We start from the raw sequence: 26,548 nt of genomic DNA, 5'->3' as shown, positions 1-26,548 counted from the left end.
TATGATAAATCGTAAATTATTTAAAATCAAAAAAAGAAAACCAAACCGTTCCAGAACCGGAGACTTCCTGATTTACTTCATGCTGTTTTTGGTTGCGATCGCTATGGTATTTCCCCTTGTATTTGCTGTCAGCAGTTCACTAAAGCCCCTGGATGAATTGTTTTTGTTTCCCCCTAAGGTATTTGCACAGAATCCGACTCTGGATAACTTCCAGGATTTATTCGTCACCATGGGAAAATCCTGGGTCACCTTTTCCAGATACATATTCAATACCGTGTTTATTACGGCAGCAGGTACGGCAGGACATTTAATCATTGCTTCCCTTGGAGCCTTTGTGCTCTCAAAATATGAGTTTCCGGGCAGTAAGCTGTTCTTTACCATTGTTGTGACGGCACTAATGTTTAATGGATATGTAACGGCAATCCCCAATTACCTGATTATCAGCAAGCTGGGCTGGATTGATACTTACTGGGCTGTTATTATACCGGCATTTGCGGCACCTATGGGATTATTCCTGATGAAGCAGTTTATGGAAGGAATTCCCATGTCATTAATCGAAGCAGCTATGATAGACGGAGCCGGTCTTGGAAAGATATTTCTTCAAATTGTAATGCCTAATGTAAAGCCAGCGTGGCTGACATTAATCATCTTCTCCGTACAAAGCCTATGGAATAACAAAGCGGCAACCTTCATTTATTCCGAAGAAAAGAAGACTCTTGTCTATGCTCTGCAGCAGATACAAAGCGGTGGAATTGCAAGAACCGGTCAGGCGGCAGCGGTAACGGTAGTCGTTATGATTGTTCCAATTACTATCTTCATCCTGTCGGAAAGCCGTATCCTTGAAACCATGGCAAGTTCCGGTTTAAAGGAATGATACGAAAGAATCTGTGAAGTAAGGAGAGGGAGGAAAACAGGATATGAAAAGGAGCATGAATTATCTTGCAGCATTGATTTTTTCGGTAAGCTTTCTTTCGGGTCCCACAGTTGCGGCCTATGCAGATGACGGCTCGGAAAGGGGCTATACCTATAACTATGATTATTGGGGTGATGTACAGTATTCCCCTGATGCCTATAGCACCGTAGACGTTTATACCGCAACGGATCTGGGGTTAAATAAAGGCTTTAACGCACCGTCAGGATTGTATGTCCAGGGAGATGATGTTTATATCTGCGATACCGGTAACAACCGGATCGTACAGTTGAAACGAGAAAACAAGAATGCTTTTAAACAAATCCGTGTCATTGATGAAATAAAAGGAGATGTGGAGGTCAGGACGTTTTTAAAGCCCACGGATATTTGTGTCACAAAGGATGGATATCTCTACATCTGTGATAAGGGAAATAACCGGATTTTAAAATTAGATCAGGACTTAAACTTTGTGATGATGTTTCAAAAGCCGGATAATGTGGTCTTTGACCAATCAGCTGAATTTCTTCCGAATAAGCTGGAGGTGGATGCAGCAGGAAGGGTATACTGCATTGCCGACAATATCAACAAAGGAATGATAAAGTACGATGCAGACGGAACCTTTACTGGTTTTTACGGCGCCAGCCAGGTAACCTACAATTTTTCAGACTATATCTGGAAAAAGTATGCAACAAAGGCGCAGAGAGCAGCGATGGAATCCTTTGTGCCCACGGAGTATGACAATATTTATATGGATGCCGAGGGATTTATCTTTGCATGCACCACAAATGTAAGCGATAAGGGCATGGATACCGGATCCGATGTGCCCATTCGAAGATTGAATCTGATGGGGCAGAACATTCTCATACAAAATGGAAATTATCGTGTTATGGGTGATCTCTATTGGGGACTTGGGGGAGGCTACAAGGGCCCCTCCTTAATTACCGATATAACGGCACTAGATCATGGAATCTATTTTGCCATTGATAAGGTCAGAGGAAGAATCTTCGGTTATGACAAACAAGGCCATATGCTATATGCCTTTGGCGGAAATGGCAACATAAACGGCAGCTTTAAGCTTCCATCTGCCATTGATCATATGGAAAATGATCTTCTTGTTCTGGATTCACAGGATGCCAGCCTTACCGTATTTACCCCTACGGAATTTGGAAATTTAATTTATCAGGCCATAACAGAGTACGATGCAGGAGATTACAAGGCTTCCGGGAAAACCTGGGAAAAGGTAAAGGTGCAAAATGGAAATTATGATTTGGCATATGTGGGAATCGGAACCTCACTCATGAGCCAGGAAAAGTATAAAGAAGCCATGAAGTACTTTGAATTAAAATGGGATACAAGGAATTACTCCAAGGCATTTAAGCAGTATCGGAAGGAGTGGGTGGAAGAACATATAGGCTTACTATTTACAGGAGTAATCCTCTTATTTGTTCTCCCGGCGCTCATAGAAAGAGGAAAGAAAATCAAGTACCAAATCGATACTGCGGAGATTTTTAAAGAGTAATTCAGAAACGGAGGAAGGTATGACGGCCAATCGTTATGTATCAACATTAAAATATTCATTGTATGTGATTACCCATCCGCTGGATGGCTTCTGGGACTTAACCCATGAAAAAAGGGGTTCCCTTGCGGCAGCAAATACAATCGTATTACTGACCCTGCTTGCGAGAATCATGTCGCTGCAATATACCAATTTCCAGTTTATGCAGGTTTACCGGGAAGGAATCAATATCTTTGTCTACATTGCCAGTATCCTGTTTCCCCTGGTATTGTTCTGTGTGGGAAACTGGGGGCTTACTACGTTGTTTGACGGAAAAGGAAAACTGTCGCAGATCTGTATGGGGGCCGGTTATGCACTGGCACCATATCCGCTCATACGGTTTCCCATGATTATACTCAGCAATCTTATTACGGTAGAAGAAGGCGCATTTTACAACTTTGCACTGGTGTTTATGATGGGCTGGATAGCAGTCTTAATGATTTGTGCCATGATGGAGATCCATGAATACACCATGACGAAAACCATCTTGTTTATGATTGCATCGGTGTTTGCCATGCTGGTCATGATATTTATCTTATTGCTGTTCTTTAGCATGATCAGCCAGGGAATCTCGTATTTTGTTTCCATTGTAAAAGAAATCATGTTCCGGATGTGACGGGTGGGAGGGTAAATGAGAATGATAAAAGATAAGCTTAAAAATCTCCTGGCTCCTGCTCTGCTTCTATTGGTGATTTTTGTGGTGGCTTTGGTATTAACACTTACCAAAAAGGAACCGGAATCGGAAAGTATAATCAGGGTAAATGCTTTTGAGGGAAAAGAGCAGGAAATCATACTGGAAAATGATAAGTTAAAGCTGACCATGGATTCTGCAACCACACAGTTTATGGTCAAGGTGAAATCCACAGGTAAGGTGTGGTATTCCAATCCACAGGATGCAGATGAGGATAAAGTGGCGCTTTCGACAGATATTGAGAATCTGAAGTCAACCCTTCTTTTGACCTACAGCACCATCAATGGGGTAGACACTCTTTATAACAATTACAAATACAGCATAGCCAGTAAAATCTATGGTATAGAGGCAACCAAAGATTCCATTAAGGTAAATTACTCCATTGGAGAGGTGGAAAAGGAATTTATCGTTCCTAACGTTATATTGAAAGATCAGTTTGAGAAATTTCTATCTCAGATGAGCAAATCCAATGCGAGCATGGTGAAACAATACTACAAGATGTATGACATCAACCATATGGGAAAAAAGGAAGATAAAGATGCCCTGCTTGCCAAATATCCAATTCTTGCAGATGAAGTGATCTATGTTCTGCGTGATGGGGTCAAAAACAATATTAAGACCAAGTTTGAAGAATATTTTAAGGAAGCTGGCTATACCACTCAGGACTATGCGGAGGGAAAAAAGCTATATACGGCGGATCAGTCTACGGATAAACCGGTGTTTAATGTCAGCATTATTTATCGGCTGGAGGGAAACGACTTAAAGGTTGAAATTCCCATGGAGGAGATTGAATACAAGAAAAAATATCCACTCCTGACTTTAAATGTACTGCCATATTTTGGAGCAGGTACTTCTTTGGAGGAAGGATATTTATTCGTACCAGAGGGCGGCGGCTCTATTATAAACTTCAATAACGGAAAGACTGCCCAAAGCAGCTATTATTCCAATGTATATGGTTGGGATATGGCACAGGGCAGAGAATCCTTAGTACATGAAACCCGCAACTATTATGGCGTATTTGGGATCTCGAAAGGAGACAGTTCCTTTCTCTGCATGCTGGAAGACGGGGCAGCATATGCCTCCATCGGTGCGGATATCAGCGGCAGAAGCAACAGCTATAATTATGCCAGCGCAAGCTTTGGTATCTTACACCGGGAACAGTGTGACGTAGCAGATAAGTATAATGGTGCCATGTTTGTGTATGAAGATGCAATACCAAAAGAAAATCTAGTAGAACGATACCGTTTTGTGGATTCCGGCAGCTATGTGGAGATGGCAAATTCCTATCATGACTATTTAAGAGAAACCTATGGGCAGAGTTTTACGGCAAATAATGATTCGGCGGTACCGGTCTTAGTAAGCTTCATTGGAGCGGTGGATAAGATGGAACAGGTGATGGGGGTACCTGTCTCAAGACCTCTTTCACTTACCACCTTTAAGGAAGCAAGGAATATTTTGGAGGAGTTAAATGAAAACGGAGTAACGAATCTGTCGGTAAAGCTCTGCGGCTTTATGAATGGAGGAATGAAACAGACAATTTTATCAAAGGCTGATCTAGTCAAAAGGCTTGGCAGTAAAAAAGATTTAAAGGCTTTAACTTCCTATGCGTCTGAAAATGGAATGAAGCTTTACCTCGATGGCGTGACAAATTATGCATACAACAAAAAAACCGATGATTTTCTTCTGTCCCGGGATGCAGCAACATTGGCCAGCAAAGTAATAGTAAAACTTTATTCCTTTGATCCGGTCTATTATGGGAAACAGGATTATCGGGATCCATACTATCTGCTAAACGTAAAAGCAACCACTAAGGCCATGGAAAATCTATGGGAAGCTGCAAAAACCTACAACGCATCTGGAGTATCCTTTCAAGATGTGGGATATCAGCTTTCCGCAGATTATAATCCCAGAAGGTTTGTCACCCGCCAGGGAGCAAAAGAACAACAGATGGAAGTCTTAAATGCGATCCATGATTCTGGAATGAGAATCATGACCAATATGGGAAATGATTATACGCTGGGAGTAACGGACTTCATTACCAACATGGACTTATCTGGCTCTGGCTATACAATCATTGACGAAACCATTCCCTTTTATCAAATAGCCGTTCACGGTTACGTCAACTATACGGGAGAAGCCCTGAATCTAGCCAGAGATTATAGAGAGGAATTGCTTCAATCAGCAGAATACGGAGCCGGTCTTTCCTTCACATTTATGGCAGCGGATTCTAAAAAATTGCAGAATACATACTACACTCAATATTTCGGAGCAGGATACGAAGCGTGGAAGGACACCATGCTTGCTATTTGCCAAAGATATGAAAAAAGTTTAAATGGTACCTTCAATCAGCGGATCACAGACCATGCCAGATTAGACAAGGGGGTCACACTTACTGCTTACGAGGATGGAACAAAGGTATATGTCAACTATAATTATGAGGACTATACCACGCAAGATGGAACATTACTGCCGGCCAGAGACTATCTGGTAGTTCACTAGGAAAGGAAAATAGATAAATGATGAAGCGTAAGAAATATAAAGGTCTTCAAAGAAGAAAAGCAATATCAGGATATCTGTTTATCATGCCTTTCATAATCGGCTTTCTGGTGTTTATGGTAAAACCATTCTTTCAGTCTCTTTATATGAGCTTCTGCAACGTGAAAGTTGGAAGCAGCGGATTTGAGCTCATATATGGTGGATTGGTAAACTATCTAAGAGCCTTTACTGTAGACATTGAATACAACAAGCTTTTAACAACAGAAATCACTCGAATGTCATATAATTCCGTGGCAATCATGGTGTTCAGTTTCTTTGCAGCTATGATACTGAATCAGGAGTTTAAAGGACGGGCGTTTGTAAGAGCTATATTCTTTCTGCCGGTGATTTTATCTTCCGGTGTTGTTTTGGGGATTGAGTATAACAATACACTGCTTGCTGGGATGCAAGATGCCATTCAGCAGTCCGCCGGAGGTACCTCTATTACGACCGCCATACAGAACATACTCACCATAAACGGAATAGGAAGCAGATTATTTGAGCTTGTTTTTAAGATTGTTGATGGAGTCTATGATGTGGCAATCGCATCGGGAATCCAGATTATCATCTTTTTATCCGGGTTACAGACCATCTCCAGTAATATGTACGAAGCAGCGGCAATCGAAGGCTGCACCCGTTGGGAAAGCCTCTGGAAGATTACATTTCCCATGATCAGTCCCCTGTTTTTGGTAAACTGGATTTATACCATCATTGATTTTTGTATGAGATCAGATAATAAGGTAATGGAAAAAATCAGTAAGACCATGATAGTAGATTTGAATTATGGATTTGCTTCTTCCATGGCATGGGTTTATTTTGGAATCGTAATTGTCATTATAGCCATAAGCTCATTCATTATATCCAAGGGGGTTTATTACTATGAATAAGACAGCGGCTAATAGAAGATGGGATAACTACTGGGGAAGAAACTTAAAATCCGGTGGCTATCTTCTGAGAAAAAGTATAAAGAATTTTGCTTATCGCATCATCCGATTTTTTATGCTTTTTGGAATGTGCTTTTTAATCCTGCAGCCGATCTTTAACAAGATATCCATTAGCATCATGGCGGAGGAAGATTTATACAATGCAATGGTTATTACGGTTCCGGAGCATTTTACTACAGCTAATTACCAATTGGCGGGTCAGTTTATGGATTACTGGAAAACCATGGCAAATACAGTATTTGTGTCCCTCACGATTGCTATGTTACAAATTGCTGTCTGCACCATCGTAGGGTATGGCTTTGCAAGATTTGAGTTTCCTCTTAAAAAGTTCTGGTTTGCCTGTGTGATGTTGGTAATTATCATTCCGCCCCAGACCATATCCACTTCCCTGCATTTGCATTTTAGATTCTTTGATTTATTTGGTATCGCGAAGATGCTTACCGGCAGCACCATCAATTTAAGAGGCTCTGCATTGCCCTACTACCTGATGAGTGCTGGCTGTATGGGACTTAAAAATGGTTTATATATCTATATGATCCGTCAGTTCTTTCGAAATGTTCCAAAGGAGACAGAGGAGGCGGCCTATGTGGATGGCTGCGGAACCTTTAAAACCTTTGTCCGGATCATGCTGCCTGGGGCAAAGCCCATACTGACATCCTGTTTTTTGTTTGCCTTTGTGTGGCAGTGGACAGACGGATTTTATTCCAAGATGTTTTTAGGAAATATAAAGCTTCTTTCCGTTCAGCTCCAGCAGATTGGTGAAAGGCTTGGCAACTACATGATTCATACCTTAAACCAGGCGACAGGTGCCTCCGTGGGATATACCCAATGTATTGTATCCACAGGCACTCTGATGGTAATATTTCCTCTTCTGCTGCTTTATCTGTTTGCGCAGAAGGGATTCGTAGAAAGCCTTAGCAGTTCCGGTATTAAAATGTAAAAAAAATAAATGAAGAAAAAAAGAGGAGAAGATGAAGTATGAAAAAGTGGAAAAGAGCAATGGCTCTGATGATGGCATCTGCAATGGTAAGCGGTTTAACCGCTTGTGGGGGAACAGGTAAGGCTGCAGATGTAAAAGTATCAGATAGCACAGAGGCCAAAACATCCGAAGGGGATGAGGCTAAGGGCGCAGAATCTTCGGAACAAGAGGGAACGTATACCGTACTTAAGGATGACACCGGAAAGCCTTATGATCTTGGAGGGATGGAAATAACAATCGCAGACTGGTATTCTTCCGGCGATGAAGAAAAACCGGCAAGTGCATATGAAGAGGCACGACAAGAGTATATTGACTGGATCCAGGAAACCTACAATTTTAAGATCCAGCAAAAGGCTATTACCACCTGGGGAGACTCTCCAGAGGATTATGTAAACTATGCCACCACAGGCGGAAGTGAAAACTACCTATTTACCCTGTATCAGGGAACGGCTCTCAGCTCAGCTGTGAACAGTGGGCTCATGTATGATTTATCTACCTTGGATTGCCTGAATTTTTCCGATTCCAAATGGGTTCCTTCTATTATGGAATTAATGAAAAAAGGAAATTCGGTCTATGGAATGAGAGGCAATCCTCATCAGGCTACCGCCGGCATTTTCTTCAATAAAAGATTACTGGAGGAAGCAGGAATCAAACCGGATTCTCTTTATGAATTACAGGCAAATAAGGAGTGGACCTGGGCAAAGTTTGAGGAATTATGCAAACAGGTACAAAAGGATACAAATAACGATGGCATCATTGATCAGTATGCAATGACAAACTTTTCAAGTACCTTCTACCCTGCAGCAATGGCTTCCAATGGAGGTGGTCTCATTAAAAAGGATGAGGCTGGCCGTTTCTATAACACTTTGGAGTCCGATGAAACCATGGAAGCATTAAACTGGTCTATTGATATGATTTCCAAGTATGAAATGGTATACCCAAAAGATGCCAAATGGGATTATACCTATACGGCATTTGCTAACGGGGAAGCTGCATTTACCTGTGCAGAGTCTTATAGTGCAGGTGACTGGTCAAAAATGGAGGATGACTTTGGATTTGTCTGTTTTCCAATGGGACCTAAAATGGATCATTATGTAAACTACGCCCAGGATACTCTCGTCGTAATTCCTTCCTGCTATGATAAGGATAAAGCATGGAAGCTGGCATTTGCCTACAATCTTTATACGGATCCGGTCCCTGGATATGAAGATTACGAATCCTGGAAAGATGGTTACTATAAATCCTTCCGCGATACAGAATCAGTGGATCAGACCATTGCTCTTATGATTAACAGCGGTGTTCCAAGGTATGAGCAGGCCGTAAGCGGTATTGATGTAGGAAAGGATCTTTACTGGACGATAAACAAGGATAACACTCCAGCACAGCAGGCAGAAGCAATTCGAAATACGTGGCAGTCTTATATTGATACTGCTAACGGAAAACAATAAAAGGTTACAGCCCTATTTATGGAGGAAACAATGGGAGATTATTTTAACATAGACGGCGGTTTGGTACGTTTTCTGTCAAGGGCATCGGATATCTGTATCATTGGTATCATTTGGCTTATATGCTGTCTGCCCATGGTTACCTTTGGGGCTTCTACGACTGCGGCGTATTATACGATCATGAAAGTGGTAAAAAGGCAGCGAGGGACTTTATCCCGGGAATTCATTCAAGCATTGAAAAAGAATTTTAAGGATTCAGTTATGATTCATTGTTTCTATCTAGTCATAGAGGGATTTCTGGTTTTTAACATCTATCATGCATATCAGGCGTTAGAAACCCGAGATTCCGCCATGGCTCTCAATCAACTTTTTATATATGCAGCATTTTTATTACTGGTGATGGCCGCGGGTATTTATACTTATCCGGCACTTTCCAGATTTTCAATGAAAAGAAAAGAATTAATTCAATTTTCATTTATCGCCATGTGCAGGCATTTACCAATTACAATGTTACTCATTGCAGTTTTTATAGCGTCATTTGGTGCTATGGTACTATTTCCGGTGGGGATTATCTTTATGCCGGGAATAAGTCTGTATCTGTACAGTCTGATCATGGAGCCGGTTTTAAGAAAATACATGACAGAAGAGATGAAAAAACAGTGGGATGGAGAGGAGGAGTAACATGAAAGGACCTACCGCACCCAAAGATCCGGAAAAGAAAAAACCATACTTTTATATCATAAGAGAAAAAGAGATATTTGGAGCAAAGCTTGACGAGGAAAAAGGGGTTCAGTTTATTTATGAAAATGACGGAAGGCTCATAAGCAGTGCGCAAATTACAGGGAATATATCAGATCCCAATATTCTGGAGCTCTTAAAAACGACTCAGGGATTTCGAACGTTAGTACATAGTATCGGCGTATCTGTCGAGACGGAAGGCTCCTCAAGTAAAGTGGAATTTATCTTTCAGATGTATGGGAATAAAGACATCTATGGTGGGGGCACCAGCTTAAAGATGTCCCTGACTGGAGACGGAATCGAAGAAAAAATTAATTTATGTGATATTGATTGGAGCGAGGATGACAAAGAGCCTGGGCAAATACGTTTTGAATTTGATACCCCTGAAATTCTTGGAAGAGCAAATGTCCGTTTGTACTTAAACGAAGGGTTTTCCGTACCAGAGGTTTCTGAAGAGAGTGAGGTCGATGTTTCATCGGAAGCCTATCATACGATGATCACCCGTTCCTTGATGCAGCTGGGGAATTCGAAACGATTGGCAGGAGCAATCAAACGTGCCAAAGAAGGAAAGGATGTGACTCTGGCCTATATTGGTGGTTCTATTACCCAGGGAGCAGGGGGAACACCCATTCATACAGGATGCTATGCCTATAAGTCTTATAAGGCCTTTGCAGATCGCTACGGGAATGGAAACAATGTACATTTTATCAAAGCAGGAGTGGGCGGAACGCCTTCTGAGCTTGGAATGCTGCGGTTTGACCGGGATGTACTGCGTGAAGGAAGCTATCCGGATGTGGTTGTAATTGAGTTTGGCGTCAATGACGAAGGAGATGAAACAAAGGGAAATTGTTATGAGAGTCTGGTAAAAAAAGTTCTCATGCTCCCTAATCAGCCGGCAGTGATTCTGTTGTTTGCAGTATTTGCCAATGATTGGAACTTACAAAAGCGGCTCTCGACCGTAGGCAGGCTTTATGAGCTTCCCATGGTTAGTCTCTTAGATGCCGTATCTCCACAGTTTCCATTGACAAAAGAGACTGGTCGGGTGATATCAAAAAATCAATTTTTTTATGATATTTTTCATCCAACCAATGCAGGTCATACGATTATGGCAGATTGCATTACCTATTTGCTTGAACAAACAGAACAGGAAAAGGAGGTGGAAGACAACACCCCAAAACTGCTCTTAAAGAAGCCGGCAATTGGTGATGATTTTGTTTCTGTGAAGCTGTTGGATAAAAAGAATCATAATTCTACAGCGAAAATTCGGTGCGGAGGCTTTACAGAAACAGATACAGAGCTGCAGCGGGTCGAGATGGATGAAGATCTTTTTGGCACCCCTGAGTTTCCAGATAACTGGATGTATGATGGTACGAAGGCTTTAGGTGATCCAACCTTTGAGCTAACCATAACATGTCGTGCCTTGCTCCTGATCTACAAAGATTCCGGAGCCAATGACGTAGGAAAAGCAGACGTGTTTTTGGATGGTAGAAAGGTTTTAACAGCCAATCCCCGTATCGTTGGCTGGGTGCACTGCAATCCAGTTATTGTTTGTAACGATAAGCATTCACAGGAACATATTCTTCAAATAAAAATGGCCCAGGGCGACAAAAATAAAAAATTCACCATACTGGGATTTGGATATGTAAGTTAGTATTTTGTAACATCAGACACTTATTAAACACTACAAGGAGAACTGTATGGTAACAGCAAACAATCCAATTTTATCTGGATTTTATCCAGATCCCTCCATTTGCAGGGTAGGGCAGGACTTTTATCTGGTAAATTCGAGCTTTGCCTATTTTCCAGGTGTGCCTATTTTTCATAGCAGAGATTTAGCTCATTGGGAACAGATCGGCAACATTCTAAACAGGGAAGAACAGCTTCCTCTGGAGAACAGTGAAATATCCCAGGGGATTTTTGCACCCACAATCCGCCATCATAATGGCGTGTTTTATATGATCACTACCAACATCAACCATGGCGGAAACTTTATCGTAACCGCCGAAAACCCGGAAGGTCCATGGTCTGTACCGCATTATTTAGGAAAGGAGGCACAGGGAATCGATCCGAGTCTTTTTTTTGATGAGGATGGGAAATGTTATTATGTAGGAACAAGGCCAAATCCGGAAGGAGTCCGCCATAACGGAGACTGGGAGATATGGATTCAGGAGCTCAGTCTCACAGAAATGAAACTAGTGGGCAAAAGTATGGCGATCTGGAAAGGCGCCTTAAAGGATGCCATCTGGCCGGAAGGACCCCATATTTACAAAATCGGAGATTATTATTATCTGATTCACGCAGAAGGAGGCACCGGGCCGGATCATGCAATCAGTGTGGCAAGGAGCAGGGAGTTGTGGAGCTGGTTTGAAGGCTGTCCACGTAATCCTGTTTTCACTCACCGCAACCTGGGGAAAAATTATCCGGTCGTATATACAGGACATGGGGATTTGGTTGATGATGGCAATGGGGGCTGGTATGTCATCATGCTGGCTTCAAGATTATGTAAGGGACATAGTAGTATGGGACGTGAGACGTTCCTGGCTAAAGTGACCTGGGAAAATGGCTGGCCTGTCATCAATGCAGAAACCGGCAAACTGGAGTCCCAGGTGGAGCTGCCATTTCCTCCCTGCCGCTTTGGGAAAGAGGTCCTGGAGCATGACAGCTTTCATTTTTATGGGAATAAACTGGATGAAAGATTTGTCAGCATACACAGGTGCAGGGAAACCATGTATTCCCTTACAGAGCGACCGGGATTTTTACGGCTCTACACCAGGAAAGAGAAAATCAGTGATAAAGCTGATGCCTCTTATCTGGGGATCCGTCAAAAAAGTTATGAGTTCCGGTTGTCTGCGGGGGTGGAGTTCAATCCTTTAAAAGAAGGTGAGACAGCAGGCTTGGTTCTATACCAGAATCATGAAAATCATCTGCTCATGGAAATTGCCAAAAGGGGAAATGGACGATATTTCATTGTCACAACTAATATTCATGGAACAAAACAGACGATTGCTGAAACAGAGCTTGAGCCCGTTGGCTTAGTGGAAATCAATATAAGGGCGAATTTACAAGAGGCAGATATCTGGATTACGGAGGGGGATATCCGTACCCAGGTGGCCAGGAACGTAGATTTGCTTCCTTATACAACAGAAAGGGCTGGAGGTTTTGTGGGCTGCACGATGGGAATGTATGCCTCAGCAAATGGGAATGAGAGTGCAAATTATGGGGATTTTGCATGGCTCTTATATGAAAAATAAAATATGAAAAACAGGGGGTCTTAAACATGAGAAGGGACTGGAAAAAGAAACTGGGAATCGTTATGCTCTCAGCTATCATGGTGATTGATACCAGTATGATAGCAAGAGCGGCTGGGTGGACGGAAACGAAAGATGGATGGTATTTTGAAGAAAATGGGGATTATTTGAAATCTGTCTGGAAAAAAGCAGATAAAGGTTTTTATTATCTGGGTGAAACTGGAAAAATGCTTACTGATTCCTGGGTTGCTGACGGAGATAAAAAGTATTATGTGGACTCCGAAGGTCTACGGGTGAAAAATCAGTGGATTAACACAAAATCCTGGGATGACGTGGAAGATGGCACCGAATACTGGTATTATTTTAACGCAAACGGGGAAATGCTGACTGGAAAACAAAAGATTAAGGATAAGAAGTATTTCTTTTCTGAGGAAGGCAGGATGCTCACTGGTTGGGTCACTTATACCAATGGGACAGCGGAAAATCTTACCGATGATATCAGTCTCGACGATACCTATTATTGTCTTGAAGATGGCGAAAGAGCCAGCGGCTGGTTTGAACTGGCTCCTCCGGCAGATGAAGATAATAAGGGCGAAATCTACTGGTATAATTTTGAAGGAAACGGCAAAATCCGGAGAAATAAAAAGACTAAGGTGGGAAACTATGAGTTTTGTTTTGATACACAGGGCAGAATGATTGATGGCTGGGCATATAAAACATTGGATAATTCCTTTGTTAATGTGGACGAAGATACAGAAGCTATCAACGAGTACAATGAAGATGCCAGCAGATACTATTATTGCGGAGCAGACGGAGTGGGAGCCGTTCAGAAAAATATCTGGCTGAAAGTCGTCCCACCAGGAAAAGAAGGAGATCCCGACGAAGGTGACAAATGGTATTATTTCGACAAAAAGGGATTTATGGCTATGCCTGATACTGAGTCAAAAGCCACGCCTTCAGAGGCCTCACCTTCAGAAGCTACACCGTCTAGAGCGAGCCGCGTGATTGAAATCAGAAAAGTTGATACCACTGGAGAATACAAGGTGAAAGGAGGCGACGGAGATTTACTTAAAGTTTTGCTGAGACAGTTTAACGATAAATACTATCTGTTTGATAACAAGGGACAGATGGTGGATGGCCTTTTATACGTATATAATAAGGAAGGAAAAAATCTGTTAAAAGAAGGCTATTACGATTTTAGCGCGGATGGAGCCAGAAGAACCGGTAAAGCAAAGAAGGAAGAAGCTGGAATCGATTATGACTACTATTTTTCAAAGAAAAATGAGGATGGATACTCTCTGGGACAGGGAGTGACCGGAGTATATGACGGAAAGCTCTACTATAAGGGGCTTTGCGTTACTGCAGATGATAATTACGAATATGAACTGGTATATGTTCCAGATCTTGCAGGTGAAACCGGAACCGGGTTGTTTGTTATAGACGGAAATGGGAAGGTGAAGACCAGCGGTACAACGCCAGAGTTTTCGGATGGAAACAAATATCGGATCAAGAGCGGTAAATCGAAAAAGAGAGGGTATCAGGTCTTTCTGATGGAAAAAGGGGTAAGAGAAGGAACCCTTCTTCAAGCAGATGATGCAGACCGGACAATACACTTTGATCAGCCAATGTTTAAATAAAAAATCGTCATAGAATTCAATTACACCCTGCCAGGATCCCTGAAAAGAGAAGTCTGGCAGGGGATTTTTTGGTATTTTATAAATACAAAAAGGAACATTGGTGGAAAATCCTGTTGCTGTATGATATAATGTAACCAGCAAAAGATAAGGAGCACAAACAACAGAATATGGATAAATCTCAGGTATTAAAGCATTATTTCGGCTATGACACCTTCCGGGAAGGGCAGGAGCCTTTGATGGATGGGATTCTGGAGGGAAGAGATGCCCTTGGCATCATGCCTACCGGCTCTGGTAAATCCCTTTGCTTTCAAATTCCGGCTTTAATGATGGAAGGAATCACGCTAGTCATATCCCCTTTGATCTCCCTGATGAAAGATCAGGTATCAACACTTAACCAGGCAGGAATACACGCCGCATATCTTAACAGTTCTCTGACGGCCAGTCAGTATTATAAGGCCCTGTCCTATGCTCGGGAGGGGCGGTATCCCATTATTTATGTAGCACCCGAACGTCTTTTAACAGAAGAATTTTTAGATTTCGCCCTTCATGCCAGGATTTCTATGGTAGCTGTGGACGAGGCTCACTGTGTTTCCCAATGGGGACAGGATTTCAGGCCCAGCTATTTAAAAATTGTAGATTTTATAGAAAAGCTTCCAGTCCGTCCGGTGGTCAGTGCATTCACGGCAACGGCAACGAAAGAAGTCCGGGAAGATGTAATAGATATCCTTATGCTTCGGGAGCCTGTGATCGTATCAACCGGTTACGACAGGCCCAATCTCTATCTGGGAGTGCAGGCACCAAAGGATAAATACGGCACGCTGAAAAACTTTGTGGAGCTGCACAAAGATCAGTGCGGAATCATTTACTGTCTGACCAGAAAGCTGGTGGAAGAGGTCAGTGACCGGCTGAGAGGAGATGGATTCTCCGTAACAAGATACCATGCCGGACTTAGTGATGCAGAGCGAAGAAATAACCAGGATGATTTTATTTATGATAAAAGCACCATTATGGTTGCAACCAATGCGTTTGGAATGGGAATTGATAAATCAAATGTAAGATATGTCATTCATTATAATATGCCAAAAAATCTGGAATCCTATTATCAGGAGATTGGCCGCTGTTCAAGAGACGGAGAACCAGGAGAATGCATTCTTTTATACAATGGCCAGGATGTGATCACCAACCAGATGTTTGTTGAAAACAATCAGGATAACCAGGAACTGGACCCGCTGACGAAGGATCTTGTTATGGAGCGGGACCGGGAAAGACTGAAAAAGATGACCTTTTACTCATACACCAATGAGTGTCTGAGGGATTACATACTGCGGTATTTTGGAGAATACGGAAAAAATTACTGCGGGAACTGTTCCAACTGCCTGACTCAGTTTGAGACAGTGGATGTGACGGAGATTTCAAAACATCTTATCGGATGTGTGGGGACGAGCAGGCAGCGTTACGGAATCACAGTTATACTGGACACCGTACATGGGGCAAGTACAGTAAAAATCAGAAATTACCGAATGGATGAAAATCCCCATTACAGCACCCTTTCAAAAACCCCTCTTTATAAACTGCGACAGGTTATGAATTACCTGCTGCTTAATGATTATCTGGCTATCACCAACGATGAGTACGCCATTGTAAAGCTGACAGAAAAATCAAAAAGCGTCATGGAGGAGCCAATGACAATCACCATGAAGATGCCAAAGGAACAGGAAATCAGCTCCAAGGATAAATCTGCGAAAAAAATCAAAAAATCAAGTGCAGCCTCTCAGCTTTCCGGTGAAGAGGAAATGATTTTTGAAAAGCTGAAAGCGCTTCGTCTTTCCATTGCAAAGGAAGAAAAAGTTCCGCCTTATATTGTATTTTCAGATAAGACTCTCACGCATATGGCTATGATAAAACCCGGGTCAAAAGAAGAGATGCTTTCTGTTTCCGGAGTGGGAGAATTTAAAGTAGATAAGTACGGCAGTCGGTTTCTTCAGATATTAAAAGAATAAATGATTGAAAAAGCAAATAAATGAACGGATACATGGAAAGACTACCTGTATTAGCATACAGGAGGAATGATCATGAAACGTTCATTGATATTAATGCTTGTGGCTTCCCTATCAGTAAGCCTTACAGGATGCAGTCATAGATTTGGCTCAGGAAATACGAAGGCAGCAGAAGAATCATCTTCGGAAACAAATGATGCTCAGGCGGCACAGGCTACTGCCAAGGCAGCCACTCCATCAACAACGCCCCAGTATGTGTTTCGATATGGGGAAGTAAATGGAGAAGATAACATTGTAACGCAGACTGGACATAAGTTTGCAGAATACGTGGATCAATTATCAAATGGCCGTATAAAGATTGAAATTTATCCAAACCATTCCCTGGGAGATGAGAGAACTTCCCTAAGAGATCTTCGAAGGGGCGGAAGAAATATTGAGCTGTACCGGGGAAATACGAACGCTCTGACTGGATACGGGTTTAAGAAGCTGAGCTTATTTGGTCTTCCTTATATTTTTGAGAGCAGGGAAGGTATGTGGAAAGTCCTGGAAGATGAGCAGCTGGGACAGGCATTTTTGTCAGAGGGCACGGAAGTAGGTGCCAATATGGTAGGGCTCTTTTATACCGATGAAGGTGCGCGAAATATATTTTCCACCAGAAGGATTCGTAATTTAAATGATTTAAAAGGAATGAAAATCCGTGTTCCGGAATCCGTTCTTATGATGGATACTTTTTCCGCTCTCCAGGCACGCCCCCTTCCGCTTCCTTATGCTGATGTTTTTGAAGCATTGAAAAGCGGCGTCATTGAAGGGGGAGAAAATCCGGTCACTGCCTACCAGTCCAATCGCTTATTTGAATCTGCACCCTACTATTTATTAAGCGGACATGTCTTTAGTCCAGGAATTGTCCTCATGGCTGAAGAAAAATGGAATATGCTCAATGAGGAAGATAAAAATATACTTTTGGAAGCGGGACGTATGGCATCTGAATGGAATCGGTCAGCCATTGAGCAGGAGGAAGCAAAGATCTATCAGCAGCTGGAGAGTGAGGGCGTGACTGTTACCAGGCTATCTCCGGAGGATATGGAAAAAGCCCGTAATTTAGAAGAAATCGTTAGAGTGAGCTTTACTCCAGGTCTGGAAGACTACCTGGCCAGAATCATTGAAATCCAGAAATAATCAAGAGGGTGTTGTAAAATGAAGATTTCATATAAGATACGGTTGCTAATCAAGCAGCCAAGTATTATATTTTGATGATGTTCTTCCTTTTACAACACCTTCCTAATTACATATGGTCCTTTACAGTCCCTGTTCAATTAGGGACAACTATGATATTATGAAGAAAAAAAGATAAGGAAGAAACTATGAAATTTTTTCATTTGTCTGATTTACATATAGGAAAACAGTTAAATGGGTGGAGTTTAAAGGAGAATCAGGAAGCCGTTCTAAGTCAGGTTGTGGAATATGCAAAAAAGCTCCATCCTGATGCTATTTTAATTTGCGGTGATATCTACGATAAAACAGTTCCTTCTGGAGAAGCTTACACCATGTTCGGAGACTTTCTTGGGGCTCTTTCTGAAATCAGCCCCAAAATCACTGTGCTTATTATAGCGGGAAACCACGATTCACCAGAACGTCTTTCCTACGCCGGATCATTTTTAGAGAAGCACCACATTCATTTGTCTGTATTTCCTCCTAAAAATCAAGATGAGTACTTAAAAAAAGTTGTGCTGCAAGATGAGTTTGGACCTGTGAATTTCTATCTTATGCCTTTCTTTAAGCCTGGATATGTCCGAACACTTTTTAAGGATAACCAGCCGGAAGGCTATGAAGAAGCTGTCCGGGCAGTTCTTAAACGGGAGAACATAGATGATGAGGAGCGTAACGTCATATTGTCTCACCAGTTTTATGCAGGCGGCGGAAGGGACCCTGAAACTTGTGAATCAGAACAGGCAGTTATTATGACAGGTGGACTGGACCGGGTGGATGCCTCTTTGCTCACCGACTTTGATTATGCAGCCCTTGGCCATATTCATGGTTCCCAAAAGGTTTTAAAAGAGACGATTCGATACTGCGGAACTCCGTATAAGTATTCCGTCAGCGAAGAGTACCATAGAAAGTCCATTCCCTATGTGACCATGAAAGAAAAAGGACAGGCTTTACAGCTGGAATTTCTCCCTCTTTCCGGCATTCAGGATGTAAGGAGAGAACGGGGGAAATTAGATGAGATTCTTTCCAGAGCGACGGAAGAGAACCGTCATGATTTTGTCAGTGTGACCATAACAGATGAGGAAGAGCCATATCGCATCAGAGAGAGGCTGGAGGAGGTTTTCGATCACTTGTTAGAGCTTCGGATAGATAATGAACGGACCAGGAGCATGTTTTTGGATCAGGGAGAACCGGTACCTGTCTTAAATCCCATGGAAGCATTCCTTCAGTTTTATCAGACCGTAAGAAATGATGAGATGACACCAAGGGCCAGAAAGGTCATGGAGAAAATCATACAGGAAGCAAAGGAGGAGGAAGGATTATGAAGCCTCTTACATTAACGTTGTCAGCATTTGGTTCCTACGGTACCACCCAGACCATAGATTTTAATCGAATCGGACATGGAATATTTCTCATTACCGGAGATACGGGAGCAGGAAAGACTACCATATTTGATGCGGTTTCCTTTGCACTCTTTGGTGAGACCAGCGGACAAAAGCGGGAACCAGCCATGATGAGGAGCCAATATGCTCCCCAGGATGAGGAAACCTATGTAACATTGACCTTTTCGGAGCATGGAGAAATTTATGAAATAAAAAGGAGCCCTTCCTATATAAGAATGAGCAAAAGAAAGAACAAAAGCGGTGAGTATACCGGTGTTCAAGTGCCTGCTAAAGCCTCTTTATTTCTTCCTGACGGGTCTGAGTATCCCGGCAATCTTAAAGATATCAATGTTAAAATACAGGAAATCATAGGTGTTGACCAGAATCAGTTTTCCCAGATTGCGATGATTGCTCAGGGAGATTATTTACGGCTTCTCCATGCTTCCTCCAAAGAACGAAAAGAGATATTTTCAAAGATTTTTAATACTGGAATCTTCCAACGTATCCAGATGAAACTAAAAGAAAAGAACAGTGCTTGCCTTGAGAAGTTAGAAGATAATCGAAAGCTTTGTTTTCACGAGCTAAGCCATATGGAGCTATTAGAAGATAGTAAATACGTAACAGACTGGCAGGAGCTTTTGAGCTTTAAAGAGACAAAAACAGAAGAGATTCAATTGGTCCTTAATCAGGCAATGGACGAATTAAGAGAGAGAACGGGAACACTTCACGAACAGCAGGAAGAAAGCACGGCCCTGCTTTTTGAGGTGAAGAACTGGCTAAGCCTGGCGGAGGAGGTCAACCGGATTTTTGACAGCCTTAAAGAAGCAGAGAACCACATGGAGAAACTGAACGAGGAACAGGAGAGATGGAAGGAAAAAGAGGAGCATTTAAAAAAAGCCAGGCTTGCTGAAAAACTGGAGGGAGCCGCCGGTCAGCGCCTGGAAAAAGAAAGCGCATACAAGGAGGCGCTCCTCCGGTCTGAAAACTTAAAAAATGAGCTTGAAAATTTGAACCAGTCTCTATTAGAGGCTGAGCGGGCAGCGGAAGATGAAAAGAAACTAGCAGATGAGGAGCTTCCACGTCTTCAGTCAGAGTTTAATCGGTTGGAGGAGGCGATGCCCCTGTATGCCACCTGGAACCAGGAGAAAAAAATCTGGGAAGAGTTAAAGCAATCAGAGCTAGATGGAAAAGCCAGATTGGAAAAGCTTGATTTCCAAATACATGACCGAAAAGCCACACTCACTCAATCCGAGTTAAAACAGAAGGAGCTTGAGAAAAAGGCGGAGCATCTTCCTGTATTGATTCAGGAAACAAACGAACTTAAGGAGCGGCAGCAAGGATTAGAACTCTTAAAAAATGGATTGTCCCGGCTTTTAAAAGAGCAGGTTCTTAAAGAAGAGAGCCAGGAAAGTACTTTAAGAGCACGTAAAAAATATATGGATGCGGATCATATTTACAATGAACGATACGATCTGTTCCTGGCTCATCAGGCCGGCATTCTGGCAGAGAAGCTGTCGGAAGGAGATACCTGTCCGGTGTGCGGCTCCACTCACCACCCTTTAAAGGCAAGTCTTTCTCATGATGCGGTTACTCAGGATATGGTGGAGCAGGCAAAAATTAAACGCAGCCAGGCAGAAGATGTACTTGCTCAGGCAACGAAAGAGAGCATTGCTGCGGCAGAACGTTACAAGCATCAGGAGGAACAAATCAGAAAAGATATGGAACGGTGGTTTCATGCTCCCTTGACCCTTACTCAGTTAAAGGAATGCCTGGGCGAAGAAATAAAAAAGAACGAAACTCTCCTTTCTGAAGCCATGGAACGGGAAGCGGAAGCAAAAGAAGCAGAAAAAGGCCGAAAGGAAATGCTAGAGACGATCAGGACAGACCGCACGACTCTGGAGAAACTGGAGTCTGACAGGGAAGAGGCAAGAGTCAGTCTGCAGGAAAAAGAAATAAAAGCCTCTGCATTTACGGAGCGAATCAAACAATTGGAGGAACGTTTGCCATTTCCAGAGGAGGAAGCTGCAAACGCTCATAGAAAAAGAATTTCAAACCAGCTGGAGCGCCAAAAGGAATCTTTAAATACCTTGAATGAGAACGTCCGTCGGCTTTCGGAAGAAACAAGAGAAAAGAAGGGACGTCTGGCATCAGAAATAGAAAACCTGGAAGGGAGAAGGCTGTCGGCAGAACAGGCGGAAAAGAAATTCCTGGAAGGATTAAAAGCAATGGGGTTTGACAATGAGGAGTCATACTTAAAGGCCAGGAAAACTCCTGAAATCATGGATCAATGGGAGAAGGCTTTGGATGCTTATGAAAAAGAGCTTTTAAAGTCCCGTACCATATGCAGCCAGCTAAAGGAGCAGATAAAAGGACGGGAAAAAATTGATCCAGAGCCATTTAGAGAAAAAGAACAGACATTGACGGAAAGGCAGAAAAGTCTTCAGAAAGAAGAGGCGAAAACGTCTGGTATCTTAAGCCGATTGATCCAATCCTATGAAACCCTTAACCGTCTCTGGAGGGAGAGAGAAGTACTGGAGGAGGAATACAAGCTTTATCACGATCTTTTTCAGACCGCCAATGGAAAGCTTTCCGTCAGTCTGGATTTTCAGACCTTTGTTCAGCGCCAGTATTTCAATCAGATGATCCAGGCAGCCAATAAGCGGTTAAAAGATATGACTGACGGTCAATTTCTCCTTAAATGCAGAGAGTTAGACGCCCTTGGAAGGCAGGGAGAGGTTGGGCTTGATCTGGATGTTTACAGTATGACAGCCGGAAAGGTACGGGATGTAAAAACACTTTCCGGCGGAGAATCCTTTATGGCGGCTCTTGCCATGGCTCTTGGTATGTCAGATATCATACAGAGCACGGCAGGAAATGTATCCATGGATGCTCTTTTTATCGATGAAGGCTTTGGCTCCCTTGATGAGGATTCCAGAATGAAGTCAGTTCGCATACTGAAAGAGCTGGCCGGAGAACGTCGCCTGATTGGTATTATTTCACACGTAACAGAACTAAAAGAACAGATTGGGAAAAAGCTTCTTGTGGAGAAAAGTGAAAGGGGAAGTAAAATCCGCTGGGATATTGATCAGTTTTCTCCTGAGTCATAGGATTACATCAGGAAAACTTTTCGGTTTCTCTTTTCACGCTGTTTCTGACTTCCGATAAGCGGGATAACAGATCCTCTAAATCAGCCCCGCTAAGTGGAAGCAGCTTTTGCAGCAGCTGATTGAGAAGCGTTGGATTTAGATTTTCTTCATCGAAAAATTCTCCTGGAGTAATCTTAAAAAACTCACAAATGGACAGGAAGTCCTCCATACAGGGTGTAAAACGGCTTTGTTCTATTTCTTCCACATAAGTTTCCCTTTGTCCAAGAGAAAGGCTCAAATCTTTTGCTGAGATACCCATCTGAGTGCGCAAAAGAACCAGTCTCTCCGATATAAATTTTTGATTCAATTTATTTGACCTCCTTTTTCCATATATTGGATATTTTGTTCTCAAGAGTCATTATAAGAGAGGATGGGAGAGGAATCAATAGAGAAGCATTTATTTTCTAAAGAGGGATTCCAATGACAAAGAAATGGACGAATTCGATAATATGTTCTATAATAAACGATGAATCAAACAATAGTTTTTGCTGGAAAGGAACGATACCATGTTAAAATGTGAAAGAACAAGTGTAATGAATATAGAAAATGCCATTCGCGGTGCAAGAAATCCAATGAACAGCTGGGACCGGATGGACAGCAGCTACAACGAGGAAGGGGAATACATATTAGGGCCCAATGATTTAGGACTGGCAAAACGTCTTAGAAAAGCAGGAAACGATCATCGGAAATACATTCGTCAGATTTTTGTATCCGTGGATATCACCGCCCCCCTTTACTGGTGGAAGGAATATGATACCTATAAAGTATCGACCGTAGCCAATTCCACAAGTACCATGCATAAGATTCACAGTAAGCCATTTGAGCTGTCTGATTTCAGCCATGATCATATGACAGAACAGACACTTGTCTTTATGGAATCTGTAGTGGCTGAGCTTGAAAAGATCCGCCAGCGTTATCTGGAGAATAAGAATAAGGACGACTGGTATGATATGATCCAGCTTCTTCCCTCCAGCTACAACCAGATGCGGACATGTACTTTAAACTATGAAACACTGATCAATATGTATTTTGCCAGAAAGAGCCACAAGCTGGTGGAATGGCATACCTTCTGCCAATGGGTGGAGAGCCTACCTTATGGGAAGGAACTGATTCTTTTAGAGGATTAAGACAGGAAAAGGAAAGGGTTAATTATGAATCTAATTGTTGCAGTGGATAAAAACTGGTCCATCGGCAATCAGGGCCAGCTTCTCGTATCCATTCCCGAAGATAAGAGACTCTTTCGGGAAGAGACTCTGGGGAAAGTGATTGTAATGGGCAGGAAAACGCTGGAGAGTCTTCCAGGGAAGCAGCCCTTGTACGGACGAACTAATATAGTGCTTACAAAAAATCCTGATTATAAAGTAAAGGGAGCCATTGTCTGCCACAGCTTTGAAGAAGCCATGGAAGAACTGGAAAAATACGATAGAAATGATTGTTTCATCATCGGGGGTCAGAGTATTTACGAACAATTCCTGCCCCACTGCAATACAGCACATGTGACATATATCGATTATTTATACAGTGCCGATACCCATTTTCCAAATCTGGATAAGGACCCGGAATGGGAGATGACAGGGGAAAGTGATGAGCAGACCTACTTTAATCTTTGCTATACATTTCGGTTATATCAGAAAAAAAATACTGATTAAGGCTCCTGGAAAAAACTTTGTTAAAATTTTATTGATATTTTCTATAAATGTTGTCATGGTCCTTCAAAGGTGGTAAGATGGTACTGATGGCATTCTCCTGAAGGATTTTGTCGATTTCAGGAACGGTGCTCAGGTATATTCACGAAGACATTAGGAGGATAAAGATGTATAGGATTCTAAAAGCAGAATTGTTGGCCGACAAGATCTATCTGATGGATGTGGAAGCACCCCGGATCGCAAAAGCCTGTCAGCCAGGAGAGTTTGTTATCGTTAAGATGGATGACAAAGGGGAGAGGATACCTCTCACCATTTGTGACTATAATCGGGAAAAAGGTTCGATTACAATTGTATTCCAGACCGTTGGCTCCAGCACCCAGAAGATGGCGGTTTTAAAGGCCGGAGACAGCTTTGAGGATGTGGTGGGACCTTTAGGAAATCCGTCTGAATTCGTTCATGAAGATATCGAGGAGTTAAAGAAGAAAAAATTCTTATTTGTGGCCGGAGGCGTGGGTACAGCACCGGTTTATCCTCAGGTAAAATGGATGAAAGAGCATGGCATTGATGTAGATGTAATCGTTGGTTCCAAGACAAAGAATCTTTTAATTCTTGAGGATGCCATGAGAGAACAGGCTGGCAATCTCTACGTTACAACGGATGACGGTTCCTATGAAAGAAAAGGAATGGTAACAGAAGTGATCAAGGATCTGGTACATAATCAGGGTAAAAAATACGATGTTTGTGTAGCCATCGGTCCTATGATTATGATGAAGTTTGTCTGTCTTTTAACAAAAGAGCTTGAGATTCCAACCATTGTAAGTTTAAATCCGGTTATGGTAGACGGAACCGGCATGTGCGGTGCCTGTCGTATTACTGTTGGCGGTGAAGTGAAATTCGCCTGTGTAGATGGACCAGAGTTTGACGGCCATCTGGTAAACTTTGATGAAGCCATGAAGCGTCAGATGATGTACAAATCAGAAGAAGGACGTGCGGTTTTAAAGGAAAGTGAAGGCGATACCCATCACGGTGGATGCGGACAGTGTGGAGGTGACGAGTAATGGACGTTTTAAAGAAAGTACCAGTAAGAGAACAGGATCCAAAGGTAAGAGCAACTAATTTTGAGGAAGTCTGCCTTGGATATAATGAAGAAGAAGCAAGAGAGGAAGCTTCCCGCTGCATTAAGTGTAAAAACCCAAGATGTGTGGGCGGCTGTCCTGTTTCCATAAATATTCCAGGATTTATTAAAGAAGTAGAAGACGGTAATATCGAAGAAGCATCAAAGATCATCGCATTGTCTTCTGCCCTTCCTGCGGTATGCGGACGTGTATGCCCCCAGGAAAGTCAGTGCGAAGGCGTATGTATCCGTGGAATCAAGGGAGAACCGGTCTCCATCGGAAAGCTGGAGCGTTTCGTAGCGGATTGGTCCAGAGAACACGGTATCGTGCCTCAGGCTCCAGAAAAGACCAACGGGAAAAAGGTAGCTGTCATCGGTTCCGGCCCTTCCGGCCTTACCTGCGCGGGGGACCTCGCAAAGCTTGGTTATGAAGTGACTATTTTTGAAGCTCTTCATGAGCCAGGTGGAGTTTTGACCTATGGCATTCCTGAATTCCGTCTTCCCAAGGAACGCGTGGTACAGCCTGAGATTGATAACGTAAGAAAGCTTGGCGTAACCATTGAGACCAATGTAATCATTGGTAAATCTGTAACCATCGATCAGCTTTTTGATGAGGAAGGTTTTCAGGCCGTATTCATCGGTTCCGGCGCCGGACTCCCCATGTTTATGGGAATTCCAGGTGAGAATGCCAATGGCGTATTCTCAGCCAATGAATATTTAACCAGAAGCAACCTGATGAAAGCATTCCGCGATGATTATGACACACCGATTGCAGCAGGCAAGAAGGTAGCAGTCGTAGGCGGCGGAAACGTTGCCATGGATGCAGCCAGAACAGCGCTTCGTCTTGGTGCAGAGGTTCATGTTGTTTATAGAAGAAGTGAAGCAGAGCTTCCTGCCAGAGCAGAAGAAGTTCATCACGCAAAAGAAGAAGGCATTATTTTTAACCTGCTGACCAATCCGACTGAAATCTTAACCGATGAAAAGGGCTGGGTCAATGGAATGAAATGTATTAAGATGGAACTTGGAGAACCGGATGCATCCGGCAGAAGAAAACCGGTAGAGGTTAAGGATTCTGAATTTGTTATTGACGTAGATACCGTCATTATGTCTCTTGGTACCTCACCAAATCCTCTGATTTCCAATACGACTAAGGGACTGGATATCAATAAGCGCAGATGTATTATTGCGGAGGAGGAGACTGGAAGGACCAGCAAGGAAGGCGTTTACGCCGGCGGAGATGCAGTAACAGGTGCTGCGACCGTAATTCTTGCCATGGAAGCCGGCCGTGCCGGTGCCAGAGGAATTCACGAATTTCTTTCTGCCAAGGATTGATCCGTAGATAGAAAAGGGCTGCCATGTGGCGGCCCTTTTGAAA

20 protein-coding genes are annotated in these 26,548 nt (G+C 42.7%); 19 read left to right on the top strand and 1 reads right to left on the bottom strand.

All coding sequences use genetic code 11. From position 1 onward, the window contains the following. Nucleotide 1: 1 nt before the first annotated feature. The 15 genes from T546_RS0103240 to T546_RS0103170 all read left to right on the top strand — a co-directional run bounded on the left by T546_RS0103240 (nt 2) and on the right by T546_RS0103170 (nt 22,374). On the top strand, nt 2–874 hold the full coding sequence (locus tag T546_RS0103240) for a carbohydrate ABC transporter permease (protein WP_026890381.1): 873 nt from the start codon (nt 2–4) through the stop codon (nt 872–874). Nucleotides 875–917: 43 nt separating this feature from the next. Further along, nucleotides 918–2,429 (top strand): NHL repeat-containing protein, encoded by a 1,512-nt coding sequence (locus T546_RS0103235; protein ID WP_026890380.1) that lies wholly within the window; start codon nt 918–920, stop codon nt 2,427–2,429. Nucleotides 2,430–2,448: 19 nt separating this feature from the next. Further along, nucleotides 2,449–3,081, top strand: a complete 633-nt coding sequence (locus tag T546_RS0103230) for a YIP1 family protein (RefSeq protein ID WP_026890379.1) — start codon at nt 2,449–2,451, stop codon at nt 3,079–3,081. 15 nt (nt 3,082–3,096) lie between these two features. Then, nucleotides 3,097–5,655: a DUF5696 domain-containing protein gene (locus tag T546_RS0103225; RefSeq protein WP_156951283.1), complete on the top strand. Its 2,559-nt coding sequence runs from the start codon at nt 3,097–3,099 to the stop codon at nt 5,653–5,655. Between the two features lie 17 nt (nt 5,656–5,672). After that, nucleotides 5,673–6,578: a carbohydrate ABC transporter permease gene (locus T546_RS0103220; RefSeq protein ID WP_034597726.1), complete on the top strand. Its 906-nt coding sequence runs from the start codon at nt 5,673–5,675 to the stop codon at nt 6,576–6,578. Further along, nucleotides 6,571–7,575, top strand: coding sequence for a carbohydrate ABC transporter permease (locus T546_RS0103215; RefSeq protein ID WP_026890376.1), 1,005 nt, complete (start codon nt 6,571–6,573; stop codon nt 7,573–7,575). Before T546_RS0103220 ends, T546_RS0103215 begins: the two co-directional genes overlap by 8 nt. A 38-nt stretch (nt 7,576–7,613) precedes the next feature. Next, the gene (locus T546_RS0103210; RefSeq protein WP_026890375.1) at nt 7,614–9,062 is read left to right on the top strand and encodes an ABC transporter substrate-binding protein; all 1,449 of its coding nucleotides are present in this window, start codon (nt 7,614–7,616) and stop codon (nt 9,060–9,062) included. A gap of 30 nt (nt 9,063–9,092) precedes the next feature. Next, nucleotides 9,093–9,740 (top strand): YesL family protein, encoded by a 648-nt coding sequence (locus T546_RS0103205; RefSeq protein ID WP_026890374.1) that lies wholly within the window; start codon nt 9,093–9,095, stop codon nt 9,738–9,740. A 1-nt stretch (nt 9,741) separates the two neighbouring features. Further along, nucleotides 9,742–11,448, top strand: coding sequence for an SGNH/GDSL hydrolase family protein (locus T546_RS0103200; protein WP_026890373.1), 1,707 nt, complete (start codon nt 9,742–9,744; stop codon nt 11,446–11,448). Nucleotides 11,449–11,494: 46 nt separating this feature from the next. After that, entirely contained in the window at nt 11,495–13,048 is a 1,554-nt protein-coding gene (locus tag T546_RS0103195) for a glycoside hydrolase family 43 protein (RefSeq protein ID WP_026890372.1), read from the top strand. Nucleotides 13,049–13,074: 26 nt separating this feature from the next. Next, nucleotides 13,075–14,682: an N-acetylmuramoyl-L-alanine amidase family protein gene (locus tag T546_RS0103190; protein ID WP_026890371.1), complete on the top strand. Its 1,608-nt coding sequence runs from the start codon at nt 13,075–13,077 to the stop codon at nt 14,680–14,682. Between the two features lie 167 nt (nt 14,683–14,849). Next, a complete protein-coding gene (gene recQ / locus T546_RS0103185; RefSeq protein ID WP_026890370.1) occupies nt 14,850–16,682 on the top strand; it encodes a DNA helicase RecQ in 1,833 nt (610 codons plus the stop codon). 72 nt (nt 16,683–16,754) lie between these two features. Continuing rightward, a complete protein-coding gene (locus tag T546_RS22730) occupies nt 16,755–17,855 on the top strand; it encodes a TRAP transporter substrate-binding protein (protein ID WP_051629569.1) in 1,101 nt (366 codons plus the stop codon). 185 nt (nt 17,856–18,040) lie between these two features. After that, complete coding sequence (locus T546_RS0103175) at nt 18,041–19,210, top strand: exonuclease SbcCD subunit D (RefSeq protein WP_026890369.1); 1,170 nt, start codon at nt 18,041–18,043, stop codon at nt 19,208–19,210. Beyond that, complete coding sequence (locus tag T546_RS0103170) at nt 19,207–22,374, top strand: AAA family ATPase (RefSeq protein ID WP_026890368.1); 3,168 nt, start codon at nt 19,207–19,209, stop codon at nt 22,372–22,374. Before T546_RS0103175 ends, T546_RS0103170 begins: the two co-directional genes overlap by 4 nt. A gap of 7 nt (nt 22,375–22,381) precedes the next feature. Here T546_RS0103170 and T546_RS0103165 read toward each other — a convergent pair whose 3' ends face one another. Then, the gene (locus T546_RS0103165) at nt 22,382–22,720 is read right to left on the bottom strand and encodes a helix-turn-helix transcriptional regulator (protein WP_026890367.1); all 339 of its coding nucleotides are present in this window, start codon (nt 22,718–22,720) and stop codon (nt 22,382–22,384) included. Between the two features lie 199 nt (nt 22,721–22,919). Here T546_RS0103165 and T546_RS0103160 point away from each other — a divergent pair, with 199 nt between their 5' ends. The 4 genes from T546_RS0103160 (at nt 22,920) to gltA (ending at nt 26,505) form a co-directional block, all read left to right on the top strand. Then, a complete protein-coding gene (locus T546_RS0103160) occupies nt 22,920–23,540 on the top strand; it encodes a hypothetical protein (RefSeq protein WP_026890366.1) in 621 nt (206 codons plus the stop codon). 24 nt (nt 23,541–23,564) lie between these two features. After that, nucleotides 23,565–24,062: a dihydrofolate reductase gene (locus T546_RS0103155; protein WP_026890365.1), complete on the top strand. Its 498-nt coding sequence runs from the start codon at nt 23,565–23,567 to the stop codon at nt 24,060–24,062. A 164-nt stretch (nt 24,063–24,226) separates the two neighbouring features. Further along, the gene (locus tag T546_RS0103150; protein ID WP_026890364.1) at nt 24,227–25,117 is read left to right on the top strand and encodes a sulfide/dihydroorotate dehydrogenase-like FAD/NAD-binding protein; all 891 of its coding nucleotides are present in this window, start codon (nt 24,227–24,229) and stop codon (nt 25,115–25,117) included. After that, a complete protein-coding gene (gene gltA / locus T546_RS0103145) occupies nt 25,117–26,505 on the top strand; it encodes an NADPH-dependent glutamate synthase (RefSeq protein WP_026890363.1) in 1,389 nt (462 codons plus the stop codon). The genes T546_RS0103150 and gltA overlap by 1 nt, the downstream gene beginning before the upstream one ends. The last annotated feature ends 43 nt before the right edge of the window (nt 26,506–26,548 follow it).

The sequence above is a fragment of the [Clostridium] aerotolerans DSM 5434 genome, from assembly GCF_000687555.1.
GTDB classification, from domain to species: Bacteria; Bacillota; Clostridia; order Lachnospirales; family Lachnospiraceae; genus Lacrimispora; species Lacrimispora aerotolerans.
The sequence above is the reverse complement of the archived record's forward strand: the minus strand, read 5'-3'. Positions and strand labels throughout refer to the sequence as shown.

What these genes read in the sequence shown, in the direction of transcription:
- T546_RS0103240 (WP_026890381.1), top strand. Translation starts at nt 2, where the DNA reads ATGATAAATCGTAAATTATTTAAAATCAAAAAAAGAAAACCAAACCGT.
- T546_RS0103235 (WP_026890380.1), top strand. Translation starts at nt 918, where the DNA reads ATGAAAAGGAGCATGAATTATCTTGCAGCATTGATTTTTTCGGTAAGC.
- T546_RS0103230 (WP_026890379.1), top strand. Translation starts at nt 2,449, where the DNA reads ATGACGGCCAATCGTTATGTATCAACATTAAAATATTCATTGTATGTG.
- T546_RS0103225 (WP_156951283.1), top strand. Translation starts at nt 3,097, where the DNA reads ATGAGAATGATAAAAGATAAGCTTAAAAATCTCCTGGCTCCTGCTCTG.
- T546_RS0103220 (WP_034597726.1), top strand. Translation starts at nt 5,673, where the DNA reads ATGATGAAGCGTAAGAAATATAAAGGTCTTCAAAGAAGAAAAGCAATA.
- T546_RS0103215 (WP_026890376.1), top strand. Translation starts at nt 6,571, where the DNA reads ATGAATAAGACAGCGGCTAATAGAAGATGGGATAACTACTGGGGAAGA.
- T546_RS0103210 (WP_026890375.1), top strand. Translation starts at nt 7,614, where the DNA reads ATGAAAAAGTGGAAAAGAGCAATGGCTCTGATGATGGCATCTGCAATG.
- T546_RS0103205 (WP_026890374.1), top strand. Translation starts at nt 9,093, where the DNA reads ATGGGAGATTATTTTAACATAGACGGCGGTTTGGTACGTTTTCTGTCA.
- T546_RS0103200 (WP_026890373.1), top strand. Translation starts at nt 9,742, where the DNA reads ATGAAAGGACCTACCGCACCCAAAGATCCGGAAAAGAAAAAACCATAC.
- T546_RS0103195 (WP_026890372.1), top strand. Translation starts at nt 11,495, where the DNA reads ATGGTAACAGCAAACAATCCAATTTTATCTGGATTTTATCCAGATCCC.
- T546_RS0103190 (WP_026890371.1), top strand. Translation starts at nt 13,075, where the DNA reads ATGAGAAGGGACTGGAAAAAGAAACTGGGAATCGTTATGCTCTCAGCT.
- recQ (WP_026890370.1), top strand. Translation starts at nt 14,850, where the DNA reads ATGGATAAATCTCAGGTATTAAAGCATTATTTCGGCTATGACACCTTC.
- T546_RS22730 (WP_051629569.1), top strand. Translation starts at nt 16,755, where the DNA reads ATGAAACGTTCATTGATATTAATGCTTGTGGCTTCCCTATCAGTAAGC.
- T546_RS0103175 (WP_026890369.1), top strand. Translation starts at nt 18,041, where the DNA reads ATGAAATTTTTTCATTTGTCTGATTTACATATAGGAAAACAGTTAAAT.
- T546_RS0103170 (WP_026890368.1), top strand. Translation starts at nt 19,207, where the DNA reads ATGAAGCCTCTTACATTAACGTTGTCAGCATTTGGTTCCTACGGTACC.
- T546_RS0103160 (WP_026890366.1), top strand. Translation starts at nt 22,920, where the DNA reads ATGTTAAAATGTGAAAGAACAAGTGTAATGAATATAGAAAATGCCATT.
- T546_RS0103155 (WP_026890365.1), top strand. Translation starts at nt 23,565, where the DNA reads ATGAATCTAATTGTTGCAGTGGATAAAAACTGGTCCATCGGCAATCAG.
- T546_RS0103150 (WP_026890364.1), top strand. Translation starts at nt 24,227, where the DNA reads ATGTATAGGATTCTAAAAGCAGAATTGTTGGCCGACAAGATCTATCTG.
- gltA (WP_026890363.1), top strand. Translation starts at nt 25,117, where the DNA reads ATGGACGTTTTAAAGAAAGTACCAGTAAGAGAACAGGATCCAAAGGTA.